Annotated in this window: 15 protein-coding genes; 11 read left to right on the top strand and 4 right to left on the bottom strand. The window is 45.3% G+C overall.

The window, feature by feature from the left end:
• Positions 1-364 precede the first annotated feature (364 nt).
• The 5 genes from BFN00_RS16155 (at position 365) to BFN00_RS11655 (ending at position 3,921) form a co-directional block, all read left to right on the top strand.
• Positions 365-733 carry a GNAT family N-acetyltransferase gene (locus BFN00_RS16155; RefSeq protein WP_249449794.1) on the top strand — a complete coding sequence of 123 codons (369 nt, stop codon included), beginning with the start codon at positions 365-367 and terminating at the stop codon, positions 731-733.
• 72 nt (positions 734-805) lie between these two features.
• The gene (locus BFN00_RS16265; RefSeq protein ID WP_257229609.1) at positions 806-934 is read left to right on the top strand and encodes a hypothetical protein; all 129 of its coding nucleotides are present in this window, start codon (positions 806-808) and stop codon (positions 932-934) included.
• A 105-nt stretch (positions 935-1,039) separates the two neighbouring features.
• The gene (gene ubiH / locus BFN00_RS11645; protein ID WP_071851816.1) at positions 1,040-2,248 is read left to right on the top strand and encodes a 2-octaprenyl-6-methoxyphenyl hydroxylase; all 1,209 of its coding nucleotides are present in this window, start codon (positions 1,040-1,042) and stop codon (positions 2,246-2,248) included.
• Positions 2,245-3,492 carry an FAD-dependent monooxygenase gene (locus BFN00_RS11650; RefSeq protein WP_071851818.1) on the top strand — a complete coding sequence of 416 codons (1,248 nt, stop codon included), beginning with the start codon at positions 2,245-2,247 and terminating at the stop codon, positions 3,490-3,492. The genes ubiH and BFN00_RS11650 overlap by 4 nt, the downstream gene beginning before the upstream one ends.
• A 174-nt stretch (positions 3,493-3,666) precedes the next feature.
• Positions 3,667-3,921: a hypothetical protein gene (locus tag BFN00_RS11655; RefSeq protein WP_005246889.1), complete on the top strand. Its 255-nt coding sequence runs from the start codon at positions 3,667-3,669 to the stop codon at positions 3,919-3,921.
• Between the two features lie 57 nt (positions 3,922-3,978).
• Here the strand turns inward: BFN00_RS11655 and rsmI are convergent, their stop codons facing one another.
• Positions 3,979-4,821: a 16S rRNA (cytidine(1402)-2'-O)-methyltransferase gene (rsmI, locus tag BFN00_RS11660; RefSeq protein WP_071851820.1), complete on the bottom strand. Its 843-nt coding sequence runs from the start codon at positions 4,819-4,821 to the stop codon at positions 3,979-3,981.
• 10 nt (positions 4,822-4,831) lie between these two features.
• On the opposite strand from rsmI, the gene BFN00_RS11665 reads away from it, so the two are divergent.
• The 4 genes from BFN00_RS11665 to BFN00_RS11680 all read left to right on the top strand — a co-directional run bounded on the left by BFN00_RS11665 (position 4,832) and on the right by BFN00_RS11680 (position 7,910).
• Positions 4,832-5,791, top strand: a complete 960-nt coding sequence (locus tag BFN00_RS11665; RefSeq protein WP_071851822.1) for a penicillin-binding protein activator — start codon at positions 4,832-4,834, stop codon at positions 5,789-5,791.
• Positions 5,792-5,802: 11 nt separating this feature from the next.
• Positions 5,803-6,219, top strand: coding sequence for a YraN family protein (locus BFN00_RS11670; protein ID WP_005107460.1), 417 nt, complete (start codon positions 5,803-5,805; stop codon positions 6,217-6,219).
• A 133-nt stretch (positions 6,220-6,352) separates the two neighbouring features.
• Positions 6,353-7,039 carry a BON domain-containing protein gene (locus tag BFN00_RS11675; protein WP_004279522.1) on the top strand — a complete coding sequence of 229 codons (687 nt, stop codon included), beginning with the start codon at positions 6,353-6,355 and terminating at the stop codon, positions 7,037-7,039.
• A complete protein-coding gene (locus BFN00_RS11680) occupies positions 7,029-7,910 on the top strand; it encodes an alpha/beta hydrolase (protein WP_005246884.1) in 882 nt (293 codons plus the stop codon). Before BFN00_RS11675 ends, BFN00_RS11680 begins: the two co-directional genes overlap by 11 nt.
• 106 nt (positions 7,911-8,016) lie before the next feature.
• Here the strand turns inward: BFN00_RS11680 and nudC are convergent, their stop codons facing one another.
• The 3 genes from nudC to dnaQ form a co-directional block, all read right to left on the bottom strand.
• Positions 8,017-8,793, bottom strand: a complete 777-nt coding sequence (nudC, locus tag BFN00_RS11685; RefSeq protein ID WP_071851824.1) for an NAD(+) diphosphatase — start codon at positions 8,791-8,793, stop codon at positions 8,017-8,019.
• Positions 8,793-10,436 (bottom strand): chemotaxis protein, encoded by a 1,644-nt coding sequence (locus tag BFN00_RS11690; RefSeq protein WP_071851826.1) that lies wholly within the window; start codon positions 10,434-10,436, stop codon positions 8,793-8,795. The genes nudC and BFN00_RS11690 overlap by 1 nt, the downstream gene beginning before the upstream one ends.
• Before the next feature lie 125 nt (positions 10,437-10,561).
• Positions 10,562-11,950: a DNA polymerase III subunit epsilon gene (gene dnaQ / locus BFN00_RS11695; protein ID WP_071851828.1), complete on the bottom strand. Its 1,389-nt coding sequence runs from the start codon at positions 11,948-11,950 to the stop codon at positions 10,562-10,564.
• Positions 11,951-12,157: 207 nt separating this feature from the next.
• Between dnaQ and BFN00_RS11700 the strand changes: the two genes are divergently transcribed.
• Both BFN00_RS11700 and BFN00_RS11705 read left to right on the top strand, forming a co-directional pair.
• Entirely contained in the window at positions 12,158-15,451 is a 3,294-nt protein-coding gene (locus BFN00_RS11700) for a LysM peptidoglycan-binding domain-containing protein (protein WP_071851830.1), read from the top strand.
• Positions 15,452-15,461: 10 nt separating this feature from the next.
• Entirely contained in the window at positions 15,462-17,303 is a 1,842-nt protein-coding gene (locus BFN00_RS11705) for an extracellular solute-binding protein (protein ID WP_071851831.1), read from the top strand.
• Positions 17,304-17,316: the final 13 nt, after the last annotated feature.

The following is a 17,316-nucleotide window of genomic DNA, read 5'->3' on the forward strand; positions in this document are numbered from 1 at the left end:
GTAAATGTCAACAGATCCTAATGATTACTATCATACAAATAAGATTAGGTTGTACATGGTTGGATAAATTTTTTTTAAAATATCTGTTAGCTAAAAAATCGAGTTATATTTATAAAACTCTCTCAAAATAAGAAAATAATAGTGATTGAAAATGGGCCTTCTGCTCCTGACAGTGATTATCAGCTTATTTATAAATGGCTTGATTCACAATTTTATCATTCAGGATTTACCAGTAGCAATATGTATTCAAAATTGTGCGAAGCGAGTAGATCGAGTTATACCAATTTGACTAGGTTTGCGATCGAATCGTATAAGTGCCAAATGAAATTACAACATTCCGTTTTTTAATGCTGAGTTGATAAAAGTGAGTATAAATATTTTAGTTGCTGAATTAAAGACAACTCGGTTGGAGTTAAGAGCATATAAAGTTGGAGATGAATTTTTATTATTCCAAGAGTATTGTGGCGACGTTGAAGCATCAAAATATTTACAACGGCAGGTGCATACAACAGTCAGTCAAACTCAACAGATGTTGCAGAAATGGGCGTTAAGCTATTGGCAGCAACCGAGTGAAGGATTTTCATGGGTGATTGCTGAGCGAAAAAGTCATCTGGCAATCGGGTTACTAACGATCATTCAACAGCAAAATAACAGCCTTGAAATTCATTTCGGACTTGGTCCTCGATTTCAGGGTCAGGGCTATATGCTTGAGGCGATGAAAGCGGTGATTTAGTATTTTAGACAATATCTTACATTTAAATCACTGGATACTTTCTGTGATGCAGAACATATACAGGCACACCAAGTGCTGTTAAAGACAGGGTTTGAAATCGTTGAACGGATCAATGCCTATACTGTATTGCCGAAGTTGGGTACTGAAAAGCGCGATGTCTTGGTTTTTCAATATAGGCTGGATCATCATGAAGAAAACTAAATAAAACGAATCATTATAAAAATTTAAAGCCTTGAGGTAAGATAAAACCAGTATACGTTTTATGTAATTCGCCATAGATGCGAATAAACAGATAAGGAAGTAAGCATGCAACAAGAAGTCATCATTGTCGGTGGTGGGATGGTCGGCTTAAGCCTCGCACTGATGTTGGCGAAAACCAATATTACAGTCAAACTTTTGGAAGCCATTAAATACCCAAATTATGATGATGAAAATCTTGTGCCATATCATTCCAGTTTTGATGCACGTAATAGCGCCTTGTCACGTCGTAGCGTACAAATCTATCAGGAGCTTGGACTTTGGAATGCCTTGCAAGAACATGCTACCCCAATTCTGGAAGTGAATATTACCGAACAGGGCAGTTTTGGTAAGGCTCGACTGAAAGCCGAACAGGAAAAAGTCGAAAGCTTTGGTCAGGTCATTGAAAATGCCTGGCTCGGTCGTGTACTGCTGACCCAAGTCAAAAAAGAGCCATTGATTGAACTGATTGATGGTGTTCAAGTGACATCCCTTATCCAAGATACAGACTTTGCTTATATCGAAGCTCAGCGTGGTGAATCGTCACTAAAATTACAGTCCAAACTGGTTATTGCCGCCGATGGGCGGGATTCTTTCTGCCGTAAAGCCTTGGGTATTGGTGCGTCAGAACATGATTATGATCAGGTTGCGATTGTGACCACAGTACAAACTTCAAAGCCACATGCTCATGTGGGCTTTGAGCGTTTCAGCCATTTAGGGCCTTTGGCACTTTTACCACTACCGGGTGAGTATCGTCGTTCAGTGGTCTGGCCAGTGAAAAAAGGTACTGAAGGAGAATGGTTGGGGGATGAAAATGACCAGCATTTTCTGGATGCCTTACAGGAAACGTATGGTGATCGTGCCGGAAAATTCCAGAAAACCGGAAAACGGTTCAGTTTTCCATTGTCTCAAGTGTTAGCCGAAAAACAGGCTGTTGGCCGTGTCGTATTGATGGGCAATGCTGCCCATACGATTCATCCGGTCGCTGGTCAGGGTTTTAACCTGTGTATGCGTGATGCGCATGTATTGGTGCGTTACCTGAAAGAACAGCAGGTACAAGGCGCAGACTTGGGCGATGCTGGAATATTACAAGACTATGAAAAATCTCGTCTCAGTGACCAGCAGCGTGTGATCAAGTTCTGTGATTCAGTGGTACGTGGCTTTAGTAACCAGAATCCATTTTTAAAGCTGATGCGTAATACAGGTTTAATCGCTTTTGATACGATTCCTGGCATCAAGCCACTCGTTGCAAATTATGCCATGGGGTTAAAAGCATGAGCTTAAATCAAACTAACGAAATATTAGACGTCGTCATTATTGGTGGTGGGCTGGTTGGTGGACTTACAGCGCTTCTGTTAGCTCAAGGTGGTGTGCAGCCTACAGTTCTGGATGCAGCGCCAATTCTGGATGCAGATAAAACTTTGCGTGTGGCCAATCCGCGTGTTTTGGCTTTAAGTCAGGCAACCATTCACCTGTTAAAAACGGTGGGTGTCTGGGAAAATTTAGTACGCCAGCAGCCTTATACTGGTATGCAGGTGTGGAATAAAAATGGCTATGGTGAAATTAATTTTGGCCAGTCTTCAGAAAAAACACCATCGGTAGAGCAGGCTTTAGGCTCGATGGTGGAGCCCAGCATTCTGAATCTGGCCATTCAGCAAAAGATGCTGGAAAATGTTCAAGATTATAGAACACAAGTCAAAGTCAGCCGTGTTGAACGTGGAGTCGGTGTGTGGATCATTCATCTGGCTGATGGTACACAACTCCAAACTAAACTGGTGATCGGCGCAGATGGGGCCAATTCCTTTGTCCGTGAGCAAGCTTTCATCGATATTGATGTACTGGACTATAAACAGGCGGGGATCAGCTGTGCCATTAAAACAGGCCAGCCACATCAACATATGGCACGTCAGATTTTTCTGGAAACTGGCCCTCTGGCTTTTCTACCTATGGCCAGCCTTAATCCGGAAGAGCAGGGACACTGGCAATCGATTGTCTGGACTTTGCCAGAGGATTATGCCGAAGAATATGCAGCGTTGTCAGATGCTGAGTTTACCCAGCTATTAACCCGTGAAAGCCAGCATATGCTGGGTGAAGTATTGCAGGCGACACCACGTGCCACTTTCCCTTTAAAAGCCCGCGCCGCCCAGCAATACGTTCAAGATGGTTTAGCACTGATTGGAGATGCCGCACATGTCATTCATCCACTAGCAGGTCAAGGGGTGAATATTGGCTGTCTGGATGCTGCCGTGCTTTGTGATGTTTTGCTGCATGATCAGGCGCGTGGCGTATGGGCACATGAGCAGACCCTAAAACGCTATGAGCATCGCCGTAAAGGTCAGAACGATGCCATGATGCACAGCATGTCTGCGATTGGCTGGATGGAAACCACTTTATTCTTCCCGATGGTTTGGGCACGCAATTTCGGCCTGAAACAGGTAGAAAATCAGCCCATGTTGAAAGATGCATTTATGGCGCAGGCCAACGGTCTGAGTTTACTTAAAGACACACGCTACGCAGCTTAAGACAGAAATGTAAATTTTTTAAACAAACATCAATAAAGAGTAACGATTTTGTTTAAAAAAGATACGATTTTTTGATGTTTAGTACTAGGCGAAGCCCAAAGAGATTGCTAAATTTCACTTAATTCGATACCTGGCTTGGAATACCAAGCAAGCGCCATTTTTGGGGAGATGCAAATGACAGACATGAATGATTATGATGACGACGTTGAAGATTCAATCGTTGACGATGATGAAGCAAAAGCAGCTGAAAAAGGCGCAGCAGATAGCACAGAGGTTGTGAATGATACCGATCTTGCAGAAGCTGAAACCTTGACCGTCACTGCAAAGTTAAAGAAACGTCAGGCACTTGAAGACGAAATTGCGGCTTTCCTTGCCAATGGTGGTCGTATTGTTGAAGTCCCGGCAGATGAATCAGTAGCCAAAGAATAAGTTATTGATTAACTTGTTTTTTTTGCAAATCCAAACGTAATAGAAAATCTAAAGCAATTAGTCGTTTGCCGAAGTCAGTTCTAAAGCACGTTGATAAGCGACTTTCTTTTTGATTCCGGTTAAATCTGCCGCCAGTTGTGAAGCAGCTTTGACCGAAAGGTCCTGTAATAGGCGATTCAATAATTTATCCAGCTTTTCCTGATCCAGATCTTTTTCTTCGGTGGCACCGCCAATCACCAGAACAATTTCGCCTTTTTGCTGATTGTGATCATTGCTAATGAATTCCACCAATTCACCCAAGGTCATTTTCTTGATAGTTTCAAAAGTCTTGGTGATTTCTCGCGCAAAACCGACCGGGCGATCTGCTCCGAAAACGCTGGCCATATCCTTAACGCATTCCAGAATCCGGTGCGGTGCTTCATAGAAAATTAAAGTCTGGGTTTCATCTTTCAGTTTTTCCAGATTTAGCAGACGCTGACTTTGTCTGGATGGCAGAAAACCTTCAAAACTGAAACGGTCACTCGGCAAGCCGACTGCACTTAAAGCTGCAATCGCAGCACAAGCACCAGGAACGGGAATCACGCGGATATTATGCGCTTGAGCAGCCCGAACAAATTTAAAACCAGGATCGCTAATCAGGGGCGTGCCAGCATCACTGATCAGGGCCATATCTTCGCCATTGAGCAGACGCTGGATCAGCTGCTCAATTTTGTTGCTTTCATTATGTTCATGACATGCAGTCAAAGGTGTTTGAATATTAAAGTGTTTAAGCAACTGTGCCGAAGTTCGTGTATCCTCAGCAGCAATCAGACTCACCGACTTCAACACCTGAATTGCACGATAACTAATATCATCTAAGTGCCCGATTGGAGTCGCAACAACAAATAACTGAGCACTCATAGGTTTCTCCATGTGGAATAAATTGAATAATAAAAAATGGAAGATGAAAAATAAAATATTAGGCTTGTGTTTAGTCAGCTGCATCAGCAGCGTTCAAGCAGAAGTGTTGATCATTCTACCCGAATCCGGGCCTTTGGCGCGAGCTGCATCGAGTATCAAACAGGGTTTTCTCAGTGCCTATACCGCTTCAGGACACAAGATTCCGCTGAAATGGGTCAATGCCAATCAGAAAAATATCTCCCAGCTACTTAAACAGCATGTCAATAAAAAGACCAGAATGGTGGTGGGGCCATTGGCACGTAGCGACGTGGAACAACTGCTCAAGAGCAAACCCAAAGTACGTACCCTCAGCCTGAATGAAGTGGCTGATGTCTCTCCCAATGTCTGGCAGTTCAGTCTATCCAAGAAAGATGATGCCGCTGCCTTAAAAGCACTTTTATTCAAAGACGGGATTCGGCAACTGCTGATTTTACGCCAGCCGGGCAGTGAAGCGGAGCATGAACTGTTGTTGATGTCCTTGCTGAGCCAGAGTGATCTGAAATTTAAAATCGTAGATAAACCACCACGATTTTTAATGCCCAAGCAGGGATTATTGTTTCTGGGCAATGCAGAATGGATGGCTGTCATGCCTGAATTAAATCGTTCACGGATGTATACCGTAGCCAATGCCATGAGCGAACAGCACAAGCTGCCACAAGGGATCAAGTTCTGTGATGTACCTGTGCTTTATCTGGCTGACTGGCCGGATGTTCTACAGGCCTATGCCAAAGAACCGGTGGATATGTCCTATCAGCGGCTGATTGCCTTCGGGGGAGATGTCTGGCAGATTACCCAGCAGTACCTGTCACAACCGCATTTGCAGCATATTGAATTTCAGGGTAGAACTGGCCGGATTGAAATCACGGACCACAGTATTCAGCGTAGTCCACAATGTTTTCAGTATAGTGGCACAGGCGTCAAGCTACTATGAGCGAAAGAGGAATGCTACGACAGCAATTAGGTGCATGGGCGGAGCAGCAAGCGGCCCAATTGATGCAAAACCATGGATTTCAGTTCCTGGCAGCCAATTATCACAGTCGCTATGGCGAGCTGGATCTGATTCTGGTGCGTGATCAGGAACTGGTCTTTGTGGAAGTCAAAGCACGTGCGCAAACCCGATATGCGCAAGCGATCGAGTCGATTTCCAGAGCAAAACAGGTAAAGATGCTCAAGACGGCAATGTGCTTTATTCAGAAAAATCCACAATTTGCACACTATTACTATCGTTTTGACGTGATTTGTTTTGATTTTAAACAGCAATTTGCAAAAACCATACAGCATGACTTTTCGCAATACCCTTATGATCTGGAATGGATTGAAAATGCTTTTACTTTTGATCAAGAGTTTATTAACCTTTGAACAAAATAAGGTCTAAAGATGCTTATATTTGCTTCAAGATCATTGTAAAGTTCAAGCAGAATTGACATGATCTGAGCTTGAAAACAGATTATTAGATTGAAAAAGACGTAATAAAATGAAGGAGTCTTGCTGAGTGGTTAAGCGTATTGCAATAACAATGCTGTGTGTCGCAAGTTTATCAGGTTGTGCAAGTTTTATTTCCAGCGGCACAGGTACGGCTCCTGTCGGAACTGAAAGTGGGGCGCGTACCTTGGGGCAGGTATTTATTGATTCCTCAATTGTCCGTACTGCAAAAATTAATCTTTATAAATTGGATTCGCGCTTTAAGCAGGCCCGGGTCAATATTGAAAGTTTCCATGGCAATGTCTTGTTGACCGGTCAGGTGCCGGATGCCCATTTAAAGCAACTGGCTGAAGATAATGTCAAATCCATGAGTGATGTCAAAGCGGTACATAATTTTATTACTGTCGGCAATCAGATCAGCTATAGCACCATCATGCAGGATACTGCGGTGACTGCAAATACCCGTGGCTTGATCATGAAAGCGACTGTGGTAGCGGATAGTAAAGTGCATGTGCATACTGAAGATGGCGTACTGTATGTGATGGGTCGTTTAAATGGTGCCGAGATTGCTGACCTGAATCAGGTGTTACAACAGGTGGGTAATGTCACTAAAATTGTGACCTTGATTGATAATGTTGAGCAATATTCAAGCCTGGCTAACCAAAACTTTGCCGCACCGGCATATGCGCAGCCGGGTATTGAACAGACGCCGGTTGCCATTGATCCTGATACGGTTGAACCGACCTATGAACCATAAGGTCGGCCAGTTTAAAACCCAACTCTCACAGCGTATTTTGCAGTTTCAACAGCACTATCAAGATTTCCGGTTATACGATTTTGGCAGTTATGCTTTAAATCGTTTAACCCCGAAACAGGGCTACACGGTCGAAACACAATTGGCCTATGGTCTGAAATCCCGGCAACGCTTTGACCTGTTTCGAAGTCAGCAGCCTTTGCCTCATCGTCCCCTGATTGTGTTTGTACATGGCGGTGCCTGGTTGCATGGCGATAAAAAGGATTACCAGTTTATCGGTGAGGCTTTTGCTAAAGACGGCTATGATGTGGTGGTGATGAATTATCATCTGGCGCCACAACATATTTTTCCGACCTATATTCATGATCTACATTTATTGCTCAATCATTTGCAGCAGTCAGCTGGACAGTTGCAGATCTGTGCAGAAAATCTGGTCCTGATGGGACATTCTGCCGGGGCATTCAATGTCATGTCTGCCTTGTATCATCCGCAATCTGCCAGCATTGATCACAATCAAATCCGGGCGATTATTGGTCTGGCGGGGCCTTATCATTTTGATTACAAAAATGATCCGATCTGTGCCGATGCATTTGATCAGGCGGTGCCTTATCAGCAGGTGATGCCTTATTATTTTGTTAAAAATAGCTCAATCCGGCATTATCTGTTTATTGCCGAAAAAGACAAGATTGTTGGGCATTTCAATAGCCAGGATTTGGACCGCGTACTGAAAGAGAAGGGCAATCATAGCCATCTGATTCAAATTCCGAAACTTGGTCATATTGCGATTGTGGGTTCACTCTCCAGTTTGTTTAGCCGGTTTTTCCAGACCAAGGCACAGGTGCTTTGGGCGCTCGAGGATGCATTTAAATCCTGATACTGATATGTTAGTTTAACCAAGCACTAGATAAAAAAGAATCCAGTGGATGATCTCCCCTGGATTCTTTTTTTGAGCCGTTGGGCTAAATCTTTCAAATACAGATTTACAGCCAGGTCTTGGTGTCGTCTGCGACGGGCGTACCTTGAGTCACATGCATGATCATGGCATGGGCAATACTGCCTTTAAACGGAATTTCAGGCAGCTGATCGAATTTAAAGAATTGCGCATCGCTAATTTCTTCTTCCTGCAGCTGTAGCTCACCGCCAGCATATTCTGCCTTGAAGGCAATCATCAGATTGCTTGGGAAAGGCCAGGGCTGGCTGGCCAGATACTGAATATTCTTGAGTTGTAAGCCAACTTCTTCTAGCGTTTCACGACGTACTGCATCTTCCAGCGTTTCACCCACTTCAACGAAACCGGCAATCAGTCCATACATCTGGCTTTTAGTATTACGTGCATTTTTGGCCAGCAGAATCTCGTCTTTGCCTCGGGTAATGACGGTAATAACGCAAGGCTGTACCCGTGGATATTGCCGGTAGTTGCAGGATGGGCAGACCATGGCATATTCAACAGCATGCGCTTCAGTCGCTGTACCGCAATGACTACAGAACTTATGGTTACGACGCCATTCTAAAAGTTGTACTGCGCGGCTGGCCTGTTCGAATTGCTGGGTATTCCAGAACTGTAACAGCTGACGGATGGGAACCAGTTGCAAGCCTGCAGGAATCGGCTCATCGGGAAGAAGATCACGGGCAATCACCTGATCACCCGTGTGGAGTAGCAAATCACTTGCTAAGGCTTCAACCCGTGGAAGTTGAAAGTGTTGATCGACCAGCAGTTGCTGTTGTTGAAAAATATAAGCAAGTGATAATTTGGACATTAGGCAACTATTTTGAGTTTCTCACTACTGTCCAATGCTACCTGAAACATCGCCTGTAATACAGGCTGTTTGTTCTTTAAGTTATCAATCATCATGTCGGCACTGGCCAGGGTGTCTAAAGCACGATGAATTTCTTCCGGACTTAATGCAATCGACAGATCAATACGGTTCTTGATGAATTCTGCAGTGGTGGTGAACGCAGTACGAACATGTTCTGCATTCAGGAACAGCATCGCGCCGCCAATCTCGCAAAACTGTACAGGAACAGGTTCGAGGGCAGTCAAGTCATGATCTTGCAGGTAATTGCTGAGAATCTGGCTAGAAAGCTCGATCAGGGCCTTGGTTTCTGTGAGTAAAGCAGCGTGTGCTTCATCCAGACGGTCCAGAGAAATATTCATGTTGTTGACGCGCAGCTGCAAGCGGCTCGAAGTGTGATGACGTTCCAGTACGCCAATCGAGTTCATGGCAGACAGAATGACATTCATCAACTGCTGGGCAAAGCTGGCATCCTGCATCATCTCCGGCTGGCTCAGTGAAGCGGCCTGACGGGTCAGGTCATGATAGGCTTCATTCAGGTTCAATACCTTGAAGATATTCGCCAGATTATTCAGTTGTGCCTGCAGTTCCTGAGTCTTTTCAGGCGTCATGTTCTGATAGTTGAACTCGATGTCATTACGAATTTGCGCCATTTCCGTGGTCACCAATTCGCTGATGGTATGCATGGTTTCAAAGTCTGGGCCATACAGATGGCGACTGAAGACCTGTAATTGCATATCGGTCAGCAGGTCATCGCCCACATTGAGCTGGCTACGGATAGATTGCGCAGTTTCATCTTCCTGACTGATACACAGGCTGAGCACATTGGCCAGATCAGCCAGCGAAGCCTTGAAACTGTCTGCCGAGCTAAAATACTGTGCCATGTTACGTTCAATGCTCACCAATGTGCGTAGGCGTGGCTCATTAATCAGCAGGTGATCAATATTGTTCAACGTGACATAGACCAGATTCCAGTACTGCTTGCTGTCATGTTGTTCTGCAAGTCCGGCCAGATAAGCCCCCACCAGTTTGATGGCTTGCAAATCCCGTTCACTTTCTTCCTGATTGATCAGCTTGTTGAGTGACAGCTTATACAGACGGTGTACATATTGGGATTTTTCCAGACTTGGTGCCTGTGGCAGCGCAAAATCAGGAGTGATGCAATCTAATAACGATTCTACATGCTGACCTTCAGTCGTCAGTGGTTTACCTAAAGCCAGTTCCAAGCGGTTCAGGGTATCCAGCAAAAACTGTGGAATTTTTACTTCACGCAAACAGATAAATTCGATATAGCGTTTCAGCATAGTGGTGCCTTCACTCAAGGCGATCACTTCTTGAGTATTGACCTGCGCCGGATTCCCCATAATCTTGCGCATTAATTCTGCTGAATATTGAGCGACTTTTGCCAGACTGGACATGTCGATGAGTGCCAGAACCTGGGCGCATTGTTCGAACTGATTTAATGCATCATCAATACCAAAAGGTAAAGTCTGGTCTTCTACCAAGGTGCTTACTGCTGATTCGACTAACTTGATCGAGTTATCAACCTCATTTTTTATTATCAGTAAAGCTGTTGGATCAAAATGTATAGAGGTTTGGTAAGACATGATCTGCACCTTTCCTGGAGTATTATCTATATATGAGCCCCACTTTAAACTACGGGGCCTCTTTGTATTTACTATAACTGAAGAACGATAGTTTTAAACCTAAAGTATCCCCGGAAATGTAGATTTTATTTCGCGAAAAGGCAAGCAGTTCCATGTTTTTCTTCGAATTGTTTGACCCAATTCTCATGTTCTTGCAGTTCCTGTTCTGACGGAAGAATTACCGGTAATTCAATTTCAACTCTGGCCATCCCTGAGCGGCTGTTCTGGTCTTCAGACTGAGACAGGGCATCGATATCAAAAGACACCTGTCCACCGGTCATCGCCAGATAAACATCGGACAGGATTTCCGCATCGAGCAAGGCACCGTGGAAAGTACGGTCACGTTGTGGAATCTCGTAACGGCGCACTAAGGCATCCAGCGAATTTTTCTGCCCGGGATGCTTGGACTTGGCCAGTGCCAAGGTATCGGTGACGTCACAAACTTCGGAGAGTGCTTTAAAACCTGCACGTTTGAATTCCATATCCAGGAAGTTCATATCGAAGGTCGCGTTATGCGCAATAATTTCCGCGCCGTGTAAATAGTCAAACAGCACTTGAGAAATTTCTTCAAACAGCGGTTTGTCTTGCAGGAATTCGTCGGTGATCCCGTGGACATTGACAGAATCACCGACAGGTGTTTTCGGATTGATATAAATATGAATCGAGCTGCCGGTCAGTTTGCGGTTAATCATTTCCAGCGCGCCGACTTCAATAATCCGGTCACCATCCTGATAATAAAAACCGGTGGTTTCAGTATCCAGAATCAGTTGTCGTGGGCCATGCAGCTGTAACTTGGCCGGTGTAATGACAATTTGCGGATGTATCTCAGTCGAGGCAGATGCGTCTGAAGATGAAGCATCTTCATTGCTGTCCGTTGCTAAAACTTCAGTCTGTACAATTTCTTCAACAGTCACTTCGATGATTTCTTCCGGCAGGTCTTCCAGCTCTTCTTCTTCGCTCTCGGCCAGATCCAGGCCGAAAGGATCATCTAGCAACCAGTCGGGTTCAGATTTTTTTTTATCTTCAGAGATTGAAGGGCTTTGCTTGGATTTTTTCAGGGTTTCATCAGCACCCAGATTGGCCAGCTGATCGGCCATTTCATTGCCCGGATGTCCAGCATGACCTTTGACCCAGTGCCATTCGATGTCACGTCCTTGACAGACTTCATCAAGTTTTTGCCACAGATCCGGATTTTTGACGTCTTTCCAGTTTTTCTTTTTCCAGCCGTGAATCCATTCGGTAATGCCTTGTTTGACATACTTGGAATCGGTATAGATCACCAGTTTGTCTTGCTTGTCACAAAACAGAATCCCTTCAATGGCAGCCGTCAGCTCCATACGGTTGTTAGTAGTATGATCTTCACCGCCACAGATTTTGTGTTCTTGTTGGCCATTAACAATGTACGCACCCCAACCGCCTAAACCCGGGTTGCCGCGACAGGCGCCATCAACATAAAGTGTGATAGTGTGTGACATAGATTAAATCCGATCAAAATAGAACAAGCTGGAAGGCTTATTGTATAGCGCAAATGCAGTCGATCAATCTATATGTCCAGGATTTTTTAATTTCTTGTAACATTTAACGTGAAATCGCGGTAAATTATTGGCTTGAGTCTTCGACATGCTTCACTACAATGGCATATCTAAAAAATAAATTTATATACGAGTTGTTTGGATTTCTTTATGTATAAACCAACCGCAATTTTGTGGCAGCCGACATTACCTACATTTTTAAAATATTCTGTACTGGGAACTGCGCTTGCTTCTCTAGGACTAACGGGCTGTTCATCTACACAAAGTGCGACCCAAACAGCATCAAGCAAGCAGGTTGGATCACAATATCTGGATGCCAGCAGTCTGGATGGACTCGAAGATTTACTCTCTGCAACGGATATGCGTGCAGTCGAAGGCGACCGTTTACAGATTCTGAAACATGGTGATGTCTGGAAACGCATGACCGTAGGTTTCAAGATGGACTTAAGTGTCTGGAATCCGCGGATTGATGCGCAGCGTGGCTGGTTTATTTCACGTCAGCCTTATCTGGATCGCTTAAGTGCGCGTGCATCACGTTATTTATATTACACAGTAAAAGAAGCAGAACGCCGTGGCATGCCGACCGAGTTGGCACTGTTACCGATTATTGAAAGTTCTTATGATCCGGCTGCGACCAGTAGTGCGGCGGCGGCAGGTTTATGGCAATTTATTCCAAGTACCGGCCGTATTTATGGTTTAAAGCAGACCTCATTATACGATGGTCGCCGTGATGTAGTGGAATCGACCCGTGCAGCCTATGAATTTTTAGGCAGTCTGTATAACCAGTTTGGTTCCTGGGAATTGGCGCTCGCTTCTTATAATGCCGGCCCAGGCCGTATCCAGCAGGCAATTAACCGTAACAAAGCCGCAGGTCTGCCCACCGATTATTGGTCCTTGAAACTGCCACAAGAAACCATGAGTTACGTGCCACGTTTCCTGGCGGTTGCACAAATTATTAAAAATCCGGGCAGTTATGGGGTGAGTTTGCCACCGATTGCCAACCGTCCGCATTTCCGTGAAGTACCGGTCGGTGTTGCCAGTTTAAATGAAATTGCCGCCATTACCGGTTTGAGCCGTGCAGAACTGTATCAATTAAACCCGGGTCATCGTGGTGATCATATTGATCCTGCAAGTCCGCGCCGTATTCTGATTCCAGCTGACCTAAGTCCTTCAGTCGATGAAAAGCTAAAAAAATTATCCGGTTCAGGTGGTTTATGGGCGAGTAACACGAGCAGCCTGCCGCGAAATACGACGACAGTGGTGCCCACCAGAGCTGCACCGCCAGAATTAAATACCAAAACGATTACACCTTCTAAACAGACTCCGCCAGCGGTTGTTAGTAATCAGCCTGCAACGACTGTTGCTAAAACAACGACTCCGGCTAAAGCTGCAAGTACGCCACCTGTCGTCACAGCAGCGGTAAGTACCGCGACAACGGCAAATACTGTAACGCAGACTACGAAAAAGATTTCGACGCCTAAAGGCTCATCTGCCTTGGCCAGTTTTGCGGCACAAAGTGATTTGCCGATTCCAAGTGCGCCGCGTATTCCGGTAGCTGTAACACCTGCAGCGCCAGCGAAACAGATTCAGGTCGAACCACCGATTTCGGCAGCTGAGCGTCAGCAAGTTGAGCAGGCGGTCATCGCACAGGATATTCAGAAAACTGTAGATGAAATTCTGCAGCCTGTCGCAACACCGGCAGAACAGGCCGAAGTGGTTGAAGAGCTGAAAGCATTGGCGCCGGCTGGCACAGAAATTGTTGATCCTTATGACGGTAAAATCAAGCTGACTGCCATTCAAACCAGCCTGTCTGTGGCTGAGCAGCAAGGCAAAGAGCTCACCAAAGGCTTCTCTTATCCAAAAGAAGTTGCTGACAATACCACTGCGAACTCGGTTGAAGCCAAACTAAATCAGGGTAAAAATTACGTCAAGACCGATTCTGAAGTGGTGGTGGTCGCACCAAAAGGCAAACGCAGTACCTATAAGGTATTACCAGGTGATAATCTGGCAATGATTGCGGCCAAAAATGGGGTGAACTGGCGTGATGTAGCGAAATGGAACCAGATTGATCCAAATTCTCCGCTGTATGTGGGCACCACCATTTATCTGTATGATGCCAAACCGGTACAGGAAGCCAGCAAAGCCAAAGAAAAGCCGGAAACTTATGTGGTTCAGGCCAATGACTCTCTGACCAGCGTGGCGACCCAGTTTGGTTTCAGTGTAAAACAACTGGCTGATTTTAATGGCTTGAGCACCAATAGCGGTCTGTTTGTTGGGCAAAAGCTGTCATTAAAAGAAACAGGACAATCCAAAGCCAAAGTTGAAAACACGGAAAAAGCTGAAACCGCCAAGGTTCAGACCAAATCCTATACGGTGAAACGCGGTGAATATCTGAAACTGATTGCCGATCGTTACGGGTTTTCAAATGCTGAACTGGCTTCTTTGACGTCAGGTCTGACTGCTGGTAGCAGTCTGATGGTGGGTCAGAAAATCAATGTGCCACTTCAGGAAGTTGAAGGGCTAACGGCATCTAGCCAGAAAACTGAACAGAAGTTTGAAAATGTCAAAGTCGATCAGACTGCGACTGAAAACTATCAGGTCAAACGCGGTGAAACATTGTATAGCATTGCCAGTCAAAGCAAGCTGAGTGTCTCTGAACTGGCTGCACTGAATGGGTTGTCTGCCAGTAGTGGTTTACGTATAGGTCAGACCATCAAGATTCCAGCCGGAAGTCAGATCCCTGAAACCTATACGGTTCAATCGGGTGATACGCTGACCGGCATTGCCGCAAGATACAATCTGTCAATGGACCAGGTGGCGAGCCTGAATGGCATGTCACGTAATGCAGGTTTGCGAGTGGGGCAGCGTCTGAAATTGAGTGGTGAAGTCGCAGAACCGGTACGTGAAGTGGTCGCGGAAACTGCGGCCAAGAATACAAAATCGGATTCGCATGTGGTGAAATCAGGTGAAACCTTAAGCTCTATTGCGCGTCAGTATCATTTACAACTGAAATATCTGGCAGATCTAAACGGCCTGAATACCAATAGTACAGTGCGTATTGGCCAGCGCTTAAAAATTGAGGGTGACTTTCCGGCAGATAAAAAAGTTGAAGACGTGAAAGTGGCAGCTAAGCCTGTAGCTTCTAAGGCAACTGAATCCTATACGGTAAAATCAGGTGAATCCCTGAATACAATTGCCAGTCGTTTAGGCATAAGCGTGACCGACCTGGCTCAGTTAAATAATCTGAGCCCACGCGCAGGATTGCGTGTCAGTCAAACCATTCAGATTCCAAAACTGGTGACGGATTATAAGGTCAAACGCGGTGATACCTTAATCGGTTTGGCCTCACGTTATGGCGTGAACAGCAATGAACTGGCGGAAATGAATGATCTCAAACCGAATACACAATTGCGTATTGGTGATGTGATTAAAGTGCCGAATTAATGAATGGATCATGAGATTCGCGCATTTATTTAAAACTTTCAGGTTTATCTGGCTAGCCCCGCTGCTCGTAAGTAGCAGTTGGGCAGCCCTGATTACCACCCCATATATCGCGCTATATAACCAGCCGAAATATGCCCAGGCCAAATCCCTGCCTTATGCCAATCCGCAAGCAACGAAAGGCGGTACGCTGATTCTAGCAGCTGATGGCAGTTTCGATAATTTAAACAGCATGAATGGCAAGGGCAATGTCACTGAAGGGGGCAACTATATTTTTGACAGTTTGCTGTCCAAGTCACTGGATGAGCCCGGTGTGTACTATCCCTTGCTGGCGGAAAAAGTCAGTTTTGACCCCAAGAAAACCGCCTTTATTATTTTTCATTTAAATCCCAAAGCACGGTTTAGCAATGGCCAGCCGGTGACTGCACAAGATGTCAAATACAGTTTTGAGTTGTTTCAGACCCAGTCCAATTTTGGCCTGCAGATGTATCTGGCTGATTTAAACCGGCTGGAAGTCCTGTCACCTTTACAGGTCAAAATGCATTTCAAATCCGGACATAATCCGGAAATGACGATGATTGTCGCACAGATGCCCATTTATTCTAAACAGGAATGGCAAAAGCGTGATTTTAAAGAATTGACGCTGAAACCGATGCTGGGTTCAGGGCCTTATGTCATTGAACACATAGATGCTGGACGTAGTATTAGCTACAAACGTAATCCCGGATACTGGGGAAAAGACTTGATGGTCAACCGCGGGCGTTATAATTTTGACCGGATCAAGTATCGTTATTATCGTAGTCCTGAAATCAAGTTCGAAGCTTTCAAGTCGGGCCAATTTACCTTGCATGAGGAAAAACAGGTCAACCGCTGGGTGAAAGACTACCAGTTTCCCGCCGTTCGGCAAGGACAGGTGCAGCGTTACCGCTTTCAGCATCACAACCCGATTCCGACTCAGAGTCTGATATTCAATACCCGCCGTCAGCCTTTTGCCGATATCCGTTTCCGGCAAGCCTTGAGTTTTGCCTATGACTTTGAATGGCTGAATAAGGCCATGTTCTATGGTGAATATCAGCGCCTGAACAGCTTTTTTTCCAATAGCGAGCTTGCATCTCATGGACGGCCAAGTGTTCAAGAACTGCACATTTTAAAACCCCATTTAAAGCAGCTTGATCCGGTTCAACGTCAGGCGGTACTTGAGGACTGGAAATATCCTCAGTCAGATGCCTCCGGTTTTAACCGGAACAATCTGTTAAAGGCCCGTCAATTGCTATTAAAGGCAGGCTATCGTTATCAACAGGGGAAGTTGGTCAATGCTGCGGGTCAACCGGTACAGATTGAGTTCCTGTTACATCAGGCGGAACAGCAGCGTGATCTGATGCCATATCTGCGTCATTTAAAACGCTTGGGCATTCAGGCCAGCATTCGTATGGTAGAAACCGCGCAATATTATGAACGGCTGCGGAATTATCAGTTTGATATGATTGTCGATACCATGCCGCAATCCCTGACACCGGGGCAGGAGCAGAAACAGTTCTGGGGCAGTCAGGCCGCCACGCAGCCAGGTAATTATAATTATGCCGGCATTCGAAATCCGGCCATTGATGCCGTCATTCAGCAGGTGACACAGGCTCAAAACCGTGAACAGCTGGTGAATAGTACCCGAGCATTAGACCGTTTACTGCGTGCAGGCTATTATCATATTCTGACTTATGGTACGGGCGAATACTGGTATGCTTACTGGAATATGTATCAGCAGCCGCAACGAAAACCTAAACTCTCCGCCGGGATTGACTACTGGTGGGTCGATACGGCAAAGGCCAGACATGTGGCTGATTATTTCAAACAGCATTAAGCTCCAAGCCTAT

Origin of the sequence: Acinetobacter sp. AR2-3, from assembly GCF_001878775.1 — a bacterium.
Lineage (GTDB): Bacteria > Pseudomonadota > Gammaproteobacteria > Pseudomonadales > Moraxellaceae > Acinetobacter > Acinetobacter lwoffii_D.

Coding starts and splice junctions, on each gene's coding strand:
- ubiH (WP_071851816.1), top strand. CDS start 1,040: ATGCAACAAGAAGTCATCATTGTCGGTGGTGGGATGGTCGGCTTAAGC.
- BFN00_RS11650 (WP_071851818.1), top strand. CDS start 2,245: ATGAGCTTAAATCAAACTAACGAAATATTAGACGTCGTCATTATTGGT.
- BFN00_RS11655 (WP_005246889.1), top strand. CDS start 3,667: ATGACAGACATGAATGATTATGATGACGACGTTGAAGATTCAATCGTT.
- rsmI (WP_071851820.1), bottom strand. CDS start 4,821: ATGAGTGCTCAGTTATTTGTTGTTGCGACTCCAATCGGGCACTTAGAT.
- BFN00_RS11665 (WP_071851822.1), top strand. CDS start 4,832: ATGTGGAATAAATTGAATAATAAAAAATGGAAGATGAAAAATAAAATA.
- BFN00_RS11670 (WP_005107460.1), top strand. CDS start 5,803: ATGCTACGACAGCAATTAGGTGCATGGGCGGAGCAGCAAGCGGCCCAA.
- BFN00_RS11680 (WP_005246884.1), top strand. CDS start 7,029: ATGAACCATAAGGTCGGCCAGTTTAAAACCCAACTCTCACAGCGTATT.
- nudC (WP_071851824.1), bottom strand. CDS start 8,793: ATGTCCAAATTATCACTTGCTTATATTTTTCAACAACAGCAACTGCTG.
- BFN00_RS11690 (WP_071851826.1), bottom strand. CDS start 10,436: ATGTCTTACCAAACCTCTATACATTTTGATCCAACAGCTTTACTGATA.
- dnaQ (WP_071851828.1), bottom strand. CDS start 11,950: ATGTCACACACTATCACACTTTATGTTGATGGCGCCTGTCGCGGCAAC.
- BFN00_RS11700 (WP_071851830.1), top strand. CDS start 12,158: ATGTATAAACCAACCGCAATTTTGTGGCAGCCGACATTACCTACATTT.
- BFN00_RS11705 (WP_071851831.1), top strand. CDS start 15,462: ATGAGATTCGCGCATTTATTTAAAACTTTCAGGTTTATCTGGCTAGCC.